A 14,955-nucleotide genomic window follows, 5' to 3' on the forward strand; every position below is an offset into this window, starting at 1 on the left:
CGCGCTCCGCCCGATCGGAACGGCCGGCCCGCCCGCCCGCCGTTCCGATCGGAACCGGTCACAGGCAGGCGAACGCCGCGAGGTCGACTTCCGGCAGCGGCGGCGCGTTCTTCGTCACGAACCGCTTCAGGTAGGCCCAGCCGTCGGTGCCACCCGAACCCTTGCTGTCGGGCAGGTACTTGCGGGCGAAGCCGTAGTGCCGGCCGCGCCAGACGAGCAGGGCGCGCTCGGCCACCGCGCACAGCTCGTCCAGCTCGGGACGGCCCAGCCCGGCCACCACCCGGCGCAGCGGCTGCACCTCCACGTGCGGTTCGCCGCGCAGGCGCGACAAGTGCGGGAAGCGCGCGAAGATCTCCTCGCGGCGCGGATCGTGGCCGTGCACCACCAGTTCCATCAGGTGGTAGTTCATCGACTGCACGGCGCTGGCGTCGCCCGTCTCGGCGCGGAACGACATGAACCGCTCCGGCGTGAGCGTCGTCAGCACCTCGAAGATGCCGTTGAGCAGGTCGGCGAACAGGCCGAGCTGACGCAGCCGGAACGCCGACCCGGCCGGCAGGGCGAGCCGCCGGACCAGGAAGAACACCAGCTCACAGGCCTGCACGGACCGCAGGAACACGTGCTCCTCGTGCTTGTCGGACTGCGGGAAGCCCGAACAGCCCAGCAGCAGGAACGCCCGCGGTTCGTCCACCGGCAGCTCCCCCACCCGGCTGCGCGGGGTCGCGGGCAGGTCGGCGACGCGCGCGGTCAGCCCGGTCAGCAGCTCGACGCGCTCGGCGAGGTACGGCAGGTCCGGCAGCGCCCGGCGCTCGAGGTCGAGCAGGTCGTTCAGGGTGAGCCGCAGCGCCAGGGCCGCGGCCGCCACCGGGTCGGGCGCGTCCGCCAGGAACCACTCGTGGACGTGCAGGCTGGTGTAGCGGTAGTACTCCGGGATGGGCCGCGGGCTGAACGGCCGGGTCAGCAACCGCAACGGCAGGTTCGCTTCGGTGGGCTCGGCGGCGGCTTCCTCGTGCCACCGCCCGAAAAGCTCCCGTTCGGCGGCGGGGAGCGCGAACCGGCCCGCTCTTCGCTGGGCCGCGACGATGTCCGCGCAGACCCCGGTGAAGGCGGCCATCACGCCCGGCCCAGCACGAGGTGCTTGTCGCGGGTGCCGCGCCGGACCTCGCAGCCGTGGAAACCGGCCGCGGTCAGCAGCTCGACGTATTCCGCGGCGCTGCGGTGCCGGCCTTCGGTTTCGACGTGCATGGAGAGGTTCATCGCCGCGGTGGCCAGCGGGCCGACGCCGTCGTCGTCGAACAGCCGCTCCATGATCAGCACCAGCCCACCGGGCCGGCACGCGCGGCGCGCGGCGGCCAGCAGCTGCGCGCACGTCCCGTCGGCCCAGTCGGAGAGGATGTAGCCGAACGCGATCCGGTCCCCCTCCGGCAGCGGGTCGCGGAAGAAGTCGCCGGGCGTGAACCCGAGCCGCCCGGCGAGGCCGAAGCGCTCGCGCGTGCGGGCGACGGCGGGGCCGACCGCCGGCAGGTCGAACACCGTGGCCGTCAGCGACGGCGCGGCCCGCAGCGCGGCCACCGCGAACGGGCCGCTCGCCCCGCCGACGTCGACCAGGTGCGTCGCGGTGTCCAGTTCGGACAGGGCGGCCAGCTCCGCCGACACGCCGTGGCTGAGGTCCCACATGGCCTGCAGGAACCGCTCGGTCGCGGCCTCGTCGTGGTAGAGCACGTCGAACGGCGCGGTGCCGGCCGGCTTGCCCCGTTCGAGGAAGCCGGCCACCTCGCTCATCCGCCCGGCCGTGCTCTCGACCAGGTGGGTGACGAACCCGCCGAGGTAGTCCTCGGCGCCGGAGTCGACGAACGGCCGGAGGTCGACGGGCACCGCCCAGCCGTCCACTCCGGACTCGAGCAGGCCCGCCCCGCCGAGCACGACGAGGATCCGGTGGAGGGTCTCCCGGTCGAGTCCCAGCTTGTCGGCCACCACAGTGGACGGTGCGGGCGCGGGCAGCAGGGCGTCGAACACACCGTGGGCGCAGGCCAGCTGCACCGCGTGCGTGACGTACAGCCCGTAGACAGCTCGTTCGAGCCGTTCGGGGAACACGGGTTCGACCTCCTGGTGGGCAGGGCGGGCAGGTGGGCACTTCCACGTGGAAGTGCCCGGCCGGGGCGGGGTCAGCAGAGGGCGCGCATGCAGGCCAGCAGGCTGCGCGCTTCGACGTTCAGGTAGCCGCTGTGCGGGATGAGCGCCGACAGCTGGGCGAGGCTGGCCCAGCGGAAGCCCGGCGGGGTCGCGGCGAACCGGACGTCGTCGGCGACCTCCACGATCCGGTACCGGTTCTCGGCGCGGTAGAACCGGCCGCCTTCCTCCGAGAGGACGACGTCGTACTTGACGTCCTTGCCCCGCGCCGTGCGCACGTGGTCCAGGAAGGCGGGACGCCGTTCCGGCGCCAGGTGCAGGTAGTTGTCCGGCATGCACTGCACGGTCGGGCCCAGTTCGACGATGTCGGGGGTGCCCGCTTCGACCCTGGCCTGCAGCAGCACTTCCAGGTACCCGCGGGCGCGGCTGGCCAGGAAGCCAACCAGTCCTGTGCCGCACGGCGCGATGAGCGGCTGGGTCCAGCTGCGGACCTCGCGGCCGGTGGCCGTGACCGACATCGCGACGACCTCGAAGTAGCGGCCCTCCTCGTGGGCGATCACCCGCTCGTCCCGGCGCCAGCGGCCGATCGACCGCAGGGGCGCGAGTTTCGCGGTGAGCTCGCAGTCGCCTTTGACGTGGTTGAGCCAGTTCTGGATGCCGGCGGGTTCGGGGTCCTGCCGGAAGGACGCGACGACCGCCGGGCCCAGCTCGCCCGCGCGCCGCTCGGGCGGCCGGGCGGTGGAGTTCATCGGCAGGCAGGCCAGCACGGTGCGGCTGTCCATGTTGACCATGTTGTCCTGCCGCAGCAGCTCGTGGACCTGGCCGAGGGTGAACCACCGGAATCCCTCGTGCAGCGGCACGTCCTCGGTGGTCTCGACGATGATGTTGCGGTTGCGCTTGCGGAAGAACCGGCCACCCTGCTCCGAGTGCAGCACGTCGACGAGCACGGTGCCGCGGCCGGGTTCGGTGAAGTGCTCGAGGTACTTGGTCGCCGCGCCGCCGTGGAGGCGCAGGAAGTTGCTGCGGGTGGCCTGCACCGTCGGGGAAAGCTGGATCACGTTGACGTTGCCCGGCTCCATCTTCGCCTGCATCAGCAGGCAGAGCACCCCGTCGATCTCCTTGACCAGGATGCCGAGCACCCCGACCTCGGGCTGGTGGATGATCGGCTGCGTCCACGACGGCACGACGCCGGCGGGGTCGTGCACGTCGAGACCGCGGATCGTGAAGAAGCCGCCGGAACGGTGGCCGAGGTCGCCGGTGTCCGGATCGAACGACCAGCCGTCCAGCTCGGCGAACGGGATCGCCTCGGTCGTGTAGCTGCCGCGCGCGGTCCGTTCGGCCAGCCAGGCGGTGACTTCACCGTGCCCGCCGAGCGTCGGCGTGCTCAGCGTGGCCGCCGATTCCAGGAACCGGTCCAGCATGTCCCGCTGAACGAGAGTGGAGGGAGAAGTCACCACCGGTGCACCTTCCTTCGGAAGAAGTTCAGGTGCCCACCCTCGCCGGGGGAACTCGAATCACCCTCGAAGACAGGGCGTGGCGACAGTCCTCAGTGTACTCAGCCGGGGAAGATGCCCCGTTCCATCGCGACCGTGACCGCCGCCGTGCGGTCGCCGACCTCGAGCTTGGCGAACATCCGCACCAGGTGCGTCTTCACGGTCGTCTCGCTGATGTGCAGCTCCCGGCCGATGTCCGCGTTCGTCAGCCCCCGGGCCACCAGCCGCAGCACCTGGGTTTCGCGCGGGGTGAGCAGTTCCGGCTCGGCCGGCGCCGGAGCCGGACTGCGCAGGTGGTTCACCAGTTTCGCGACGATCGCCGGGGACAGCACGGTTTCCCCGCCCGCCGCGGCGCGGACCGCCGCCGCCAGCTCCTCGGGTGTCGCGTCCTTGAGGAGATACCCCGAAGCGCCCGCCTCCACGGCGTGCACGATGTTCTGGTCGGTGTCGTAGGTGGTCAGGATCAGCACGCGGCAGCCCGGCACCTCGGCCACGATCCGCGCGGTGGCCGCGACCCCGTCGAGTTCCGGCATCCGCAGGTCCATCAGCACGACGTCCGGCCGGAGCCCGGCGGCCACGGCGACCGCCTCGGCCCCGTCGGCCGCCTCGCCGACGATTTCGAAGTCCGCCTCCATCGCGAGCAGCCCGACGAGGCCCGCGCGCACCACCGGGTGGTCGTCGGCCAGCACGATCCGGATGCTCAACAGCTGACCTCGATCTTGATCGTCGTGCCCGAACCGGGCGTGCTGGACACCGTCATCATGCCGGAGACCTGCTCGACCCGCGCGCGCATCCCGGCCAGGCCGAAGCCCGAAGCGCCGCCGGTCACGAAGCCGCGGCCGTTGTCGGCGACCTCCAGCTGCACCGACCGGGCGTGGTAGCGCACCCGCACGCGCACGCGGGTGGCGTGCGCGTGCTTGCGCACGTTGGCCAGCGCCTCCTGCACCGCGCGCAGCAGCACCACCTGGACGTCGGTCGACGGCGCCCGCGGCTCGCCGAGCACTTCCGCGGTCGCTTCGATCCCCAGCTCCTGCCCCAGCCGGGCGACGACCTTGCCGATCGCCACGTCGAGCGGCGACCCGCTCAGCCCGGCGGGCCCGGACGCGCTGATCACGGCGCGCACCTCGGCCAGGTTCTCCGTCGCCGTCTTCTGCGCCAGCGCGAGCCGTTCGTGCGCCCGCTCCGGGTCGGCGGGGATGGCCGCGTCGGCCGCGCGGATCAGCATCAGCAGGCTGGTCAGGCCCTGCCCGACCGTGTCGTGGATCTCCTGGGCGAGCCGGTAGCGTTCGGACTGGACGCCCGCTTCGTGGTAGGACTCGGTCAGTTCGCTGCGGACGTTCTCCAGCTCGGCGATCAGCTCCCCCCGCCGCCGGTTCTCGGTGAGCAGCTGGGTCACGAAGAAGCCCACGAGCAGCGCGAACAGCCACACGGTCGCGGTCTGCACGGCGACGTCGGAAACGGCGCCCGGCGTCCAGCCGCGCCGGCTGAGGATCAGGACGTCACTCGCCAGGGTAACGGCGAGGCAGGCCCACACCGCGATCCGGATGGGCTGCAGCAGGGCGAACGCCGCGGGCAGGAGCACGTACAGGGCGATCGACATCAGCCCGTCGACGGCCACCATCCCCAGCGTCCCGGCGAAGGCCAGCGCGAGGAAGAGCCAGCCGTACCGGGCCGGCGCCGTGCCGCCCAGCGCGGGCGCGCCCACCACGGCGTAGGCGACGCCGATGAGCGCGACCACGGCGTAGACGAACCAGGGGTCGCGCTCGAACGCGGCGAGCACGACGAGCACGACCCCCATCAGCGCGAAGGACGCGTGCCAGCCCAGCAGGATCCGCAGCAGCCAGCCCTGCCCGCTGGCGTCCTTCTCCGCGGATGTCACCGGAGCCTTCACCCGTCGTCGCGACCCTTCCAGCGGAACGTCGTCAGGCACAGGACCAACCCAAGCACGCCGTACCCGGCGAGCACCAGCGCGACCCGCCCGTGCGCCCAGGACAGCCCGGGTTCGTACTGCTGGAAGGGGTCCGGCAGGAACACCGAGCGCATGCCCTGGCAGAGCCACTTGAGCGGGAACACCGCGGCGATCTTCTGCAGCACGTCGGGCAGCTGGTTGAACGGGATGAACACCCCGGAGATGAACTGCAGGGTGATCACCGGCAGGAACACCATCGCACCCGCGCTCGCGGCCGGCACCACGCTGGAATAGGCGAGGCCGAGCAGCGTGCACGCGACGATGCCGAGCACGTAGACCCACAGGAACGTCAGCCAGTGCGCCGCGTCGGACGGCAGGTGCAGGCCGAAGAAGAGCGTGCCGACCCCGAGCAGGACGACCACCTGGCCCAGGCTGGACACCAGCACGACCGCGATCTTGCCCACGAAGTAGGCGCTGCGCGGCATCGGCGTCCCGCGCAGCCGCTTCAGCGTGCCGTTCGCGCGCTCGCCCGCCACCTGCAGCACCATGCTCTGGAACGAGGTCGACAGGATGCCGACCCCGAGCATGCCGGTGACGTAGATCTGCTGGGCGTCCACACCGGTGTCCCCGATCCGGCCCCGGAAGATGCTCGCCAGCAGCACCAGCATGATCACCGGCAGGGCGAAGGTGAAGATCACCTGGCCCTTCTCCCGGAAGAACTGCTTGATCTCCAGCGAGCCGCGCGCCAGCCCGATCCGCCACGCGGGCACGGGGAGCCGGATCGCCCGGTCCGCGGCTTTCGTCTCAGTCACCGGTCGCTCCGATCATGCTCAGGTAGACGTCTTCGAGGGTCGGCCGCCGGACGGCGAGGCCGGGGATGTCGTCGCCGAACCGCGCGGCCAGCTCCAGCACGGTCCGCGTCGGGTTCGCGCTCCGCACCTCGTGCGGACCGTCGGCGTCGGTCCAGGACACGACCGCCTCGAGCAGGTGCCGGCCGCCGAGGCGCGCGGGCGTGTCGACGTCCACGATCGCGCCCTTGCTCAGCACCCCGACCCGGTCGGCCAGGTGCTCGGCCTCGTCGAGGTAGTGCGTGGTCAGCAGGATCGTGGTGCCCTCTTCGCGCAGGCGCGCCACCAGGTCCCAGAACTGCCGCCGCACCTCGGGGTCGAAGCCGGTGGTCGGCTCGTCGAGGAAGAGCAGCTCCGGACGGCCGACCAGGCCGAGCGCCACGTCGAGCCGCCGCCGCTGGCCGCCGGACAGCTGCACGGCCCGCTTCTGCTCGTGGCCGCTCAGCCCGACCGCCTCGACCAGCTCGGCCGGGCGCCGCGCGTCCGGGTAGAACGAGGCGAAGTGCGTGAGCACCTCGAGCACCGTCAGCTGCGCGTAGTCCTGCGAGTTCTGCAGGACCACGCCCACCCGCGTGCGCCAGGCGAGGCTCGCTTTGCCGGGATCCTCGCCGAGCACGTCGATCTCCCCGGCGTCCCGGTCGCGGAAGCCCTCGAGGATCTCGGTCAGCGTCGTCTTGCCGGCGCCGTTCGGCCCGAGCAACGCGAAGATCTCGCCCTGTTCGACGTCGAGGTCCACGACGTCGAGCGCCACGGTGTCCCGGTACTTCTTCCGCAGACCGCGCGTCCTGATGACGGTGTCCTTCAGCATGGCGCCCAGGCTAGCCACCCCGGTCCGCACCCGGCGAGGTGCGAACGATCGATCCGCGGTGTCCTCCGTTCGAAGGACAACCCGCGTGAGCCGCTCGCCCGCAGGTGGGCGGGCAGCGGCCCGCCTCAAGCGCCCCAAGGCGGCCTTGGTTGCGTCTGACGCACCGAAGGCCGCCTTGGGTGCGTCTGACGCACCGAAGGCCACATTGGGGCGCTCGGGACCCGAACTCGCGCTCGGTCGCGTGAGCCACATTGGACGGCCCTTCGAGTCCGCCGCCCGACGATCCGGGCTGGGCCGACCCGGACCGAGAGGAGCGCCGTGGAGATCATCGGACGCGGTTTCATGGCCAAGAACCTGAGTGAATACGGCATCGACCATCCGCGCACGGTCATCCTCGCCACCGGGGTCGCGACCACGACCGTGACCTCACCGGACGACTACGGCAAGGACGCGGCGGGGTTGTACGACGCCCTCCGCCGCTGCCGCCGCACCGGCGAGCGGCTGGTGTACCTGTCGACGGCGTCGGGCGCGATGTACGGCGCGGCCGACTGCCCGACCCGCGAGGACGACGTGGTCTTCCCGCCGCTCGCCTACGGCAGGCACAAGCTGGCCATGGAGGCCGTGGTCGCCAGCTCCGGGGTCGAGCACCTGATCCTGCGGATGACCAACCTGGTCGGCCACAACCAGCGCGCCCACCAGCTGCTGCCGTCGCTGGTCGCCCAGGTGCGGTCGGGCCGGGTACGCGTCTACGAGCGCGCGCACCGGGATCTGCTCGACGTCGAGCACGCGATCTCGATGATCGACATCCTGCTGGCGCGCGGGGTGACCGGGCAGGTGGTCAACCTCGGGTCCGGGGTGGCGGTGCCGATCGACGACATCATCCGGCACATCGAAAACCGGCTCGGCCGGTGCGTCGAACGCGAGTACTGCCCGCAGCCGCCGCGGACGACTTCGGCGGTGCCGGTCTCCCTGGCGAAGCTGACCCGGCTGATCCCCGACGTGGTGACCCGGTTCGGCCTCGGCCCGACTTACTACCAGCGCGTCCTCGACCGCTACCTGCCGGCGCCGGTCCTCACCTGATCTGACGCCGGTGTTCCCCTCGCCGCACGGCGAGGGGAACACCGGGGGGTCACCAGTGCGGAGCGCGCGGCATCCACCGCGGGATGCCGCCTTCGGCGTTGCGGCCCTTCTCCAGGAACGCGATGTTGTGGTAGACGTGCATGCCGACCAGCCCGGCCTCGGTCGCCGACGGCTCGCCGTCGGTGTCACGCTCCTGGTGGTGCAGGTCGTCCAGCAGGGTCTTCAGCAGCCCGAGCATCGTCGTGGGCACGCGCAAGTCGCGGTCGTCACCGCCGTAGCCGGGCAGGTACGAGGTCCACAGGTCCTCGATGACGTAGAAGCCCCCGGTGCGCACGTGCGGGAACAGCGCCCGGAACGACGTGAGCACGTGTTCGTTGATGTGGCTGCCGTCGTCGATCACGATGTCGAACGGGCCGTGCTCCTTGGCCAGCGCGTCGAGCTGGGCCGGGTCGTTCTGGTCACCGCGCACCACGGTCAGCCGCGGTCCGGAGAACCGGGACTTGTCGAAGTAGTCGAGCCCGAACACCGAGGCCCGCGGGAAGTAGCGGCGCCACATCTTCAGCGAACCGCCCCCGGACTCCTCGTCCTCGTAGCCGCCGACGCCGATTTCCAGCAACCGCAGCGGTTCCTCTCGCAGCGGCGCGAAATGCCGCTCGTAGTGCTGGGTGAACCAGTGCGTCTGGCCCCACTTGTCCGAGCCGTACCGGACGGCCAGTGCCCCCAGGTCCGGCGCCCGCGCCGACAGCGCCGCGGTGAGGGTGGCCGACGCCGCCGCGATGGAGGGCTGGCGTTCGCGGGGCGGGAAGCCGGTGTCCATCGCGGTCGCCAGTTCGTAGGCGCGGGCGGGCGACGAGCGCCCGCGCGAGGGACCCCACAGTTCGGTGATCAGGTCCACGGCGTCGTAACGCAGCCGGACGTCGCAGCCGGGGTGCAGTCCCGGCAGCACGCGCACCGGCTCGCCGGCCCGCAGCACCCACGTGTGGTCCGCGGCCTCGCGGCCATCCGAAACGGACAGTCCGATGTGGATTTCCAGTGGGTTCGCGGGCGGGTCGAGCCGCAGCGTCCACTCGGCCACCGCGAGCTCGGCGACCCGGGCGAGGCCGAGCGCGTCCAGCGCGGCCCGTACCTCGTCCGGGCGGCCGCTCGCGGCCCGGATCAGGGCTTCGATATCGGGCGTAACGGTCTTCTCGAAAGTCACAGTCTTTTCAAGTGTCACAGTTTTCCCTCCAGGGCACGGACGACCTGCGTCACGTGGTCGATGAGCCGGTCGGCGAGGCCGCGGGCCTGCTCCTCGCCGATCGCGTCGGTCCGGTACCGCAGCACCCCGCCGACGGCCGGGTGCGGCCAGAGCTCCAAGGTGATCTCCGGCAGGGCGTTGCGCGGCGGCACCCGGACCAGCTCGGCCCGCGCGTCGCCGAACCGCACCGCCGCCGGGGGCATCTCCTCCTGCAGCAGGTAGGCCTGCAGCAGCGGATGCCGCTGGTGGCCCTCGGGGATCACCGGCATCACCGCGGTGAGCGGCACCAGCGGGGGCCGCATCACCTCCTGCAGCTGCCGCGCGGCCGCCGCGGCGAGCTCGGCCGGGTCGTCGATCTCCGCGGGCGGGCGCATCGGGACCATGCTCGCGAGGCACCCGATGACGTCGCCGGCTTCCTCGGTGAACCGGCCGGTGGTCGGCAACGCGACCGCCGGTGACGGCTCGCCGGTCAGTTCCCGCAGGAGCAGCACGTAGGCCGCGTAGAAGATGGCCATCACGGTGCCGCCGACCGCGGCGGCGGCCCGGCCGACCGCCGGCAGCAGCACCTCGTCGATGTCGAGGCCGACCTCGGCCGCCGGCCCACCCCACGGCCGGGGGCCGGGCAGCGGGAACTGCAGCTCCGGCGCGTCGGCCATGGCCGTCTGCTTGGTGTAGACCGCGACCGGGTACCGGTCGCGGTACTGCTCCCACTGCTCGGCCGAAACGCGGTAGTAGCTGGCCGGCCACTCGGCCAGGCCGGACCGCCCGGCGACGAAGGCGTCGTAGGCGCGGACCAGGTCCGCGGCGAAGACCTGGCCGGACCACCCGTCGAACGAGATGTGGTGGATCCCTACAGCGAGCACCGATTCGGTGGCGGACACCGGGTAGTACGCGGCCCGGATGGGGAAGTCGGCGCCCAGGTCGAACGGGCGCATCACCCAGGCACACGCGTCCCGGACCGCCTCCGCCGTCGTGGCCGCCGGGCGGTCGGTCAGCAGCCCGGCCAGTTCGGCGGCCGGGTGGATCCGCACCTTCGGCGTCCGGCCGCCCTCGGCGAACCGGGCCCGCAGCACCTCGTGCCGGGCGACGACGTGGTCGAGCGCCCGGGCGAGCGCGGTCCGGTCGACGGCGCCGCGCACCCGGTAGATCACCGGCACGACGGCTTCCTCGAGGTGGCCGGCCTGCTTCTGGGCGTGCCAGAACTCGGCGACGGTGAACGGGACGTGGGCCGGCTCGTACGCGGTCTCCGGTCCGGGGTCGTGGTGACCGGCGACGCCGGGCTCGAGGGCCGGCGCCGTGGTCACGGCCGCGGCGATGGCCCGCGGGGTGCGCGCGGCGAGGATGTCGGGCACCACGACCAGCCGGCCGAACAGCGCGCCGATCCGCGTGGAGATGCGGATCGCGGTGAGCGAGGTGGCGCCCCGGTCGAAGATGTCGTCGTCGACGCCCACCCGGTAGCCGAGCACCTCGGAGGCGATCTCCCGCAGGGTGGCTTCGAGGCCCACGCCGTCGTCGGCGGACGCCGCGGTGCCGGCACCCGCCGCTTCGGCGAGGGCTCGCTGGTCGAGCTTCCCGTTGGGCAGCTTGGGGAACTCCGCCACGGGGACGACGACGTCGGGGACGAAGCCGGCGGGCAGGACCGCGGCGACGGCCTTGCGCACCAGCTCGGGCGGCACGCCCTCGCCGACGTAGAACGCGGCCAGGCTGGTCTTCACCGCCCCGTCGAACGGCAGCGGCACCACCACGCCCGCGGTGACGCCGGGCACCGCCTCGATGATCCGCTCGACCTCCTCGGCTTCGATCCGGACCCCGCGGACCTTGAGCTGCCGGTCGCGACGGCCGACGAACACCAGCCGGCCCTTTTCGTCGAGCCGCGCCAGGTCGCCGGTGAAGTACGCGCGGCGGGGCACCCCGTCCAGGGCCAGCGTGGCGAACCGTTTCGCCGTCTCGGCTTCGTCGCCGACGTACCCGAAGCACACGCCGTCGCCGACCGTCACGATCTCGCCGGTCTGCCCGGCCGGGACGATCCGGCGGTCCTCGTCGAGCAGGTACACCGAGGTGTTCACCGACGGGGTGCCGATCGGGACTTCGTCGCCGAAGTCCGGGTCCGTGGTGGCCCACGCGGTGGTGCTCACCGTGTTCTCCACGGGTCCGTAGGCGTTGACCACCCGCAGGCCGGGATGCGCGCGCAGGCACTTCTTCACGTGCGTGGCCGAAGCCCGCTCGCCGCCGACGAACAGCACCCGCGCGCCGGCGAAGCACTCGACGTCGTCGTCCACCAGCGCGTTGAACAGCGTCGACGCCATCGCGATGAGCGTCACGCCCTCGTCGATCCGCGCGCGCACCTGCGGGCCGCTCAGGTGTCCGCCGTCGTGGAGCACGGCGGTGCCGCCCTTGATCAACGGCACCCAGAGCTCGAAGGCGAACACGTCCCACGCCGGGTTCGCCTGCTGGAGCGAGACGATCCGGCCGTCGTGCCCGTGCCGCCGGTCCAGGGCGGTGCGGGCGACGCCGCTGTGCGGTGCGAGCGCGGCCTTCGGCACGCCGGTGCTGCCGGAGGTCAGGAACACGCAGAACGGCGCCGTGCCGTCGAGTCCGTGCGCGGGCACCGGTGCCCCGCCCGGCAGTGCGTCGATGTCCAGTGTGGACACACCGGCGAACGGCTCGTGGCTCAGCAGCAGCTTCGCCCCGGTCCGCTCGATCAGCTGCCGCACCCGGTCCAGCGGCCAGTCCGGGGGCGCACAGGCGTAGGCGGCGCCGGTGCGCAGCACGCCGAGCAGCACCGCGACCAGGCGCGGGGTGCGCGGCGCCCGGACCGCCACGATGTCACCCGGGCCGACCCCGGCCGCCGCCAGCGCCGAGGCCGCCTCCGCGGCGTCCGCCACGAGCTCGGCGTAGGTCACTTCGGTTTCCCGCCACCGCAGCGCCACGGCGTCACCGCAGCGCTCGGCGGTGCGCGCGACCAGCTCTTCGATGCGCGCGCCACCGGAATACGCCTCCCGGGGGCCGTGCAGCACGGACAGCGTCTCTGTGGTCATCTGTTCCTCCTTGGCGGCCATCCTCGGCACGCGGCCTCAAGCGGCGGTCGACGCCGCTTCGCGCAGCGGCAGGCGGGCGGCGATCTGGTTCGGTGTGGGCAGCTCGTGCAGCTCGGCCGAAAGCTTCCGGGCGCCGTCGTCGAGGGAACCGGCCAGGACGGCGGCCACCTTTTCGGTCAGGAGCGCCTCGAAGCCGTCGCCGGGGAAAACGAAGTCGGCCGCACCGGCCGCGGCGAGCTGACGGGCGTTGAGGATCAGGTCCGCGCGCTGGGGCACGACGACCTGGGGCACGCCGGCGGCGACCGCCGTCAGGAGCGTGCCGAGGCCGCCTTGGGAGACCACCGCGTCGCAGGTCGGCAGCAGCGCGTGGAACGGCAGTCCCCGCACGACCCGCACGTTCGGCGCGACCGCCTCGATCGCCTCCCCTTCGGCCGCCGGCACGGCGGCCACCACCTCGGCGCCGAGCCCGGCGAGGGCTTCGACGACCCGGCCGGTGACGACGAGTTCCTTGTCGAACCGCCCGTTCGACAACCCCCAGGTGACGCAGATCCGCTTGCCGCGCCGCGGTTCGGTCAGCCAGCCGGGCAGCACGCCGGGGCCGTTGAAGGGCACGTACCGCATGGGCAACCGGGTCACCTCCGGTACGCCCGGGACCGGCCCGCCCGGCACCAGCTGCACGCTCGGCGGGCACGGATCGACGGTGACCTCCCCCAGCGGTTCCACCCCCGGCAGGCCCCACCGGGCGCACAGGTCCGCCAGTGCTTCGTCCTCGAACTCCCGGGTGAGGCAGGCGTAGTCGATGCCCCAGGTGTGCCGGACCGCGGGCACGCCGAGCAGCTGCGCCACGATCGGCCCGGCGTACGTCGTCGCCTCGAACACCACCAGGTCCGGCTGCCACGCGCGGGCGAAGTCGTGGAGCCCGCCGGTCATCGCCTCGGCCGCCGCGACCCCGAGCCAGCAGTTGCGCGGCCCGAACCGGCGCATCTGCGCCCATTCCACGAGCTGGGCGTCGTGCCGCCGCGCGCGCTGCACGTACTGCCCCATCAGCGCGGCGGTGTCGACGTCGGTGCCGACCGCGACCGCGGGCAGGCCGGTGCCCCGCACCGCGGGCACCAGTCCCGGCTGGGTCGCCACGACCACCTCGTGCCCCGCCGCGCGCAACGACCACGCCAGCGGCACCATCGGGTAGAGGTGGGTCGTCCAGTTCCACAAGGTGAACATCACCCGCACGGGCCGCTCCCTTTCACCCCGGCCAGTTCCGGCAACCCGGCGGCCACTTCGGACAGTGCCGGCTGCGCGGCGGCCTCCTCGGCCAGCGCCGCCGCGGCCTTCTCGTGCGACGCCGAACCGAGCACCCGCAGCACGGCGGCCCGCACGGAATCCGCGGTCGCGGCGTCGAGCGGGACCAGCTCTCCCGCGCCGGCGTCCGCGATCGTCCGGCTGTTGAGCACGTGCTCGCCGAAATGCGGCACGCACACCTGCGGCACGCCCGCCGTGACGGCCGACGCGACCGCACCGGCGCCACCCTGGGAGACGATCAGGTCGCAGCTGGGCAGCAGCAGGTGCAGCGGCAGGTTCTCGGCCACCCGGACGTTCGCCGGGAGCACGCCGAGCCGCGCGCGGTCCCGGGGCGACACCGCGCAGACGACCTCGGCGTCGACGTCGGCGAAGGCGCCCAGCACCTTGTCCACGCCGAACGCGCGCTCGCCGAGCACGTGCGCGATGGTGCCCCAGGTGACGCAGATCCGCTTGCGGCGCGGGGGTTCGAGCAGCCAGCGCGGGACGGTGCCGGAGCCGTTGAACGGCAGGTGCCGGGCGAAGAGCCGGCGCACGTCGTCGCGGCGCTGAAGGCTCGGCGGGCACGGGTCCAGCGTGGCCGTCCCGAGCACGTCGAGGTCGTCGAGGCCGAGCGCGGCCCGGTGGGCGGCGAGCGCCCGCGGCGCGAACCCGGTGAGGTACGAGCTGTAGTCCACGCCCCAGATCTGGCGCACCGCGGGCACTCCGCACGCGGCCGCGGCGAGCGGCCCGGCGTAGGTGACCGCGTCGAACACCATGAGGTCGGGTTGCCACCGGCGGACGAGCGCGACCAGGTCGTCCTGCATGACCTTCGCGATGAGCGCGTAGACCGCCAGCGGCTGTTCACCCGCCGCGCGGGCGGCCGCCCAGTCCGTCAGCTCGCCCGCCGCGGCCTCGTCGGCCAGCGGCGAGGCCCAGTAGTACTTTTCGATGATGGGCAGCACGTCGAAGTCGGCTCCGACGGCGGCGGCCGGCAGACCTCCGCGCGTCACCCCGTGGACCGCGCCGGGTGGCACCGCGACGAGCACCTCGTGGCCGGCGGCCCGCAGGGACCAGGCGATCGGCGTGAGCCAGAAGTAGTGCGTGGGCCAGGCCCACGAGGTCAGCAGGACGCGCACG

Annotated in this window: 12 protein-coding genes; 1 reads left to right on the forward strand and 11 read right to left on the reverse strand. The window is 72.8% G+C overall.

Annotated features, from left to right (window positions below):
* Nucleotides 1–58: 58 nt before the first annotated feature.
* The 7 genes from ACLJOU_RS13390 to ACLJOU_RS13420 form a co-directional block, all read right to left on the reverse strand.
* Nucleotides 59–1,111, reverse strand: coding sequence for a hypothetical protein (locus ACLJOU_RS13390; protein ID WP_410567087.1), 1,053 nt, complete (start codon nucleotides 1,109–1,111; stop codon nucleotides 59–61).
* A complete protein-coding gene (locus ACLJOU_RS13395) occupies nucleotides 1,111–2,091 on the reverse strand; it encodes a methyltransferase (protein ID WP_410567089.1) in 981 nt (326 codons plus the stop codon). The genes ACLJOU_RS13390 and ACLJOU_RS13395 overlap by 1 nt, the downstream gene beginning before the upstream one ends.
* A gap of 71 nt (nucleotides 2,092–2,162) precedes the next feature.
* Nucleotides 2,163–3,584: an NDP-hexose 2,3-dehydratase family protein gene (locus tag ACLJOU_RS13400; RefSeq protein WP_410567090.1), complete on the reverse strand. Its 1,422-nt coding sequence runs from the start codon at nucleotides 3,582–3,584 to the stop codon at nucleotides 2,163–2,165.
* Nucleotides 3,585–3,682: 98 nt separating this feature from the next.
* Nucleotides 3,683–4,324 (reverse strand): response regulator, encoded by a 642-nt coding sequence (locus tag ACLJOU_RS13405; RefSeq protein ID WP_410567092.1) that lies wholly within the window; start codon nucleotides 4,322–4,324, stop codon nucleotides 3,683–3,685.
* A complete protein-coding gene (locus ACLJOU_RS13410) occupies nucleotides 4,321–5,499 on the reverse strand; it encodes a histidine kinase (protein ID WP_410567093.1) in 1,179 nt (392 codons plus the stop codon). The genes ACLJOU_RS13405 and ACLJOU_RS13410 overlap by 4 nt, the downstream gene beginning before the upstream one ends.
* Before the next feature lie 8 nt (nucleotides 5,500–5,507).
* Nucleotides 5,508–6,341 (reverse strand): ABC transporter permease, encoded by an 834-nt coding sequence (locus ACLJOU_RS13415; RefSeq protein ID WP_410567095.1) that lies wholly within the window; start codon nucleotides 6,339–6,341, stop codon nucleotides 5,508–5,510.
* Nucleotides 6,334–7,185, reverse strand: coding sequence for an ABC transporter ATP-binding protein (locus ACLJOU_RS13420; RefSeq protein WP_410567097.1), 852 nt, complete (start codon nucleotides 7,183–7,185; stop codon nucleotides 6,334–6,336). Before ACLJOU_RS13420 ends, ACLJOU_RS13415 begins: the two co-directional genes overlap by 8 nt.
* A gap of 318 nt (nucleotides 7,186–7,503) precedes the next feature.
* Here ACLJOU_RS13420 and ACLJOU_RS13425 point away from each other — a divergent pair, with 318 nt between their 5' ends.
* Entirely contained in the window at nucleotides 7,504–8,265 is a 762-nt protein-coding gene (locus ACLJOU_RS13425; RefSeq protein ID WP_410567099.1) for an NAD-dependent epimerase/dehydratase family protein, read from the forward strand.
* Between the two features lie 49 nt (nucleotides 8,266–8,314).
* Here the strand turns inward: ACLJOU_RS13425 and ACLJOU_RS13430 are convergent, their stop codons facing one another.
* From ACLJOU_RS13430 to ACLJOU_RS13445, 4 genes are read right to left on the reverse strand one after another with little or no spacing between them, the layout of a single operon-like run.
* Entirely contained in the window at nucleotides 8,315–9,463 is a 1,149-nt protein-coding gene (locus tag ACLJOU_RS13430; protein ID WP_410567101.1) for a class I SAM-dependent methyltransferase, read from the reverse strand.
* 14 nt (nucleotides 9,464–9,477) lie between these two features.
* Nucleotides 9,478–12,540, reverse strand: a complete 3,063-nt coding sequence (locus tag ACLJOU_RS13435) for an AMP-binding protein (RefSeq protein WP_410567103.1) — start codon at nucleotides 12,538–12,540, stop codon at nucleotides 9,478–9,480.
* Between the two features lie 36 nt (nucleotides 12,541–12,576).
* Complete coding sequence (locus ACLJOU_RS13440) at nucleotides 12,577–13,761, reverse strand: nucleotide disphospho-sugar-binding domain-containing protein (protein WP_410567590.1); 1,185 nt, start codon at nucleotides 13,759–13,761, stop codon at nucleotides 12,577–12,579.
* On the reverse strand, nucleotides 13,761–14,954 hold the full coding sequence (locus tag ACLJOU_RS13445; RefSeq protein ID WP_410567105.1) for a nucleotide disphospho-sugar-binding domain-containing protein: 1,194 nt from the start codon (nucleotides 14,952–14,954) through the stop codon (nucleotides 13,761–13,763). The genes ACLJOU_RS13440 and ACLJOU_RS13445 overlap by 1 nt, the downstream gene beginning before the upstream one ends.
* Nucleotide 14,955 lies beyond the last annotated feature (1 nt).

Origin of the sequence: Amycolatopsis sp. cmx-4-61 (genome assembly GCF_046548775.1) — a bacterium.
Lineage (GTDB): Bacteria > Actinomycetota > Actinomycetes > Mycobacteriales > Pseudonocardiaceae > Amycolatopsis.

What these genes read in the sequence shown, in the direction of transcription:
- ACLJOU_RS13390 (WP_410567087.1), bottom strand. Translation starts at nt 1,111, where the DNA reads ATGGCCGCCTTCACCGGGGTCTGCGCGGACATCGTCGCGGCCCAGCGA.
- ACLJOU_RS13420 (WP_410567097.1), bottom strand. Translation starts at nt 7,185, where the DNA reads ATGCTGAAGGACACCGTCATCAGGACGCGCGGTCTGCGGAAGAAGTAC.
- ACLJOU_RS13440 (WP_410567590.1), bottom strand. Translation starts at nt 13,761, where the DNA reads ATGTTCACCTTGTGGAACTGGACGACCCACCTCTACCCGATGGTGCCG.
- ACLJOU_RS13435 (WP_410567103.1), bottom strand. Translation starts at nt 12,540, where the DNA reads ATGACCACAGAGACGCTGTCCGTGCTGCACGGCCCCCGGGAGGCGTAT.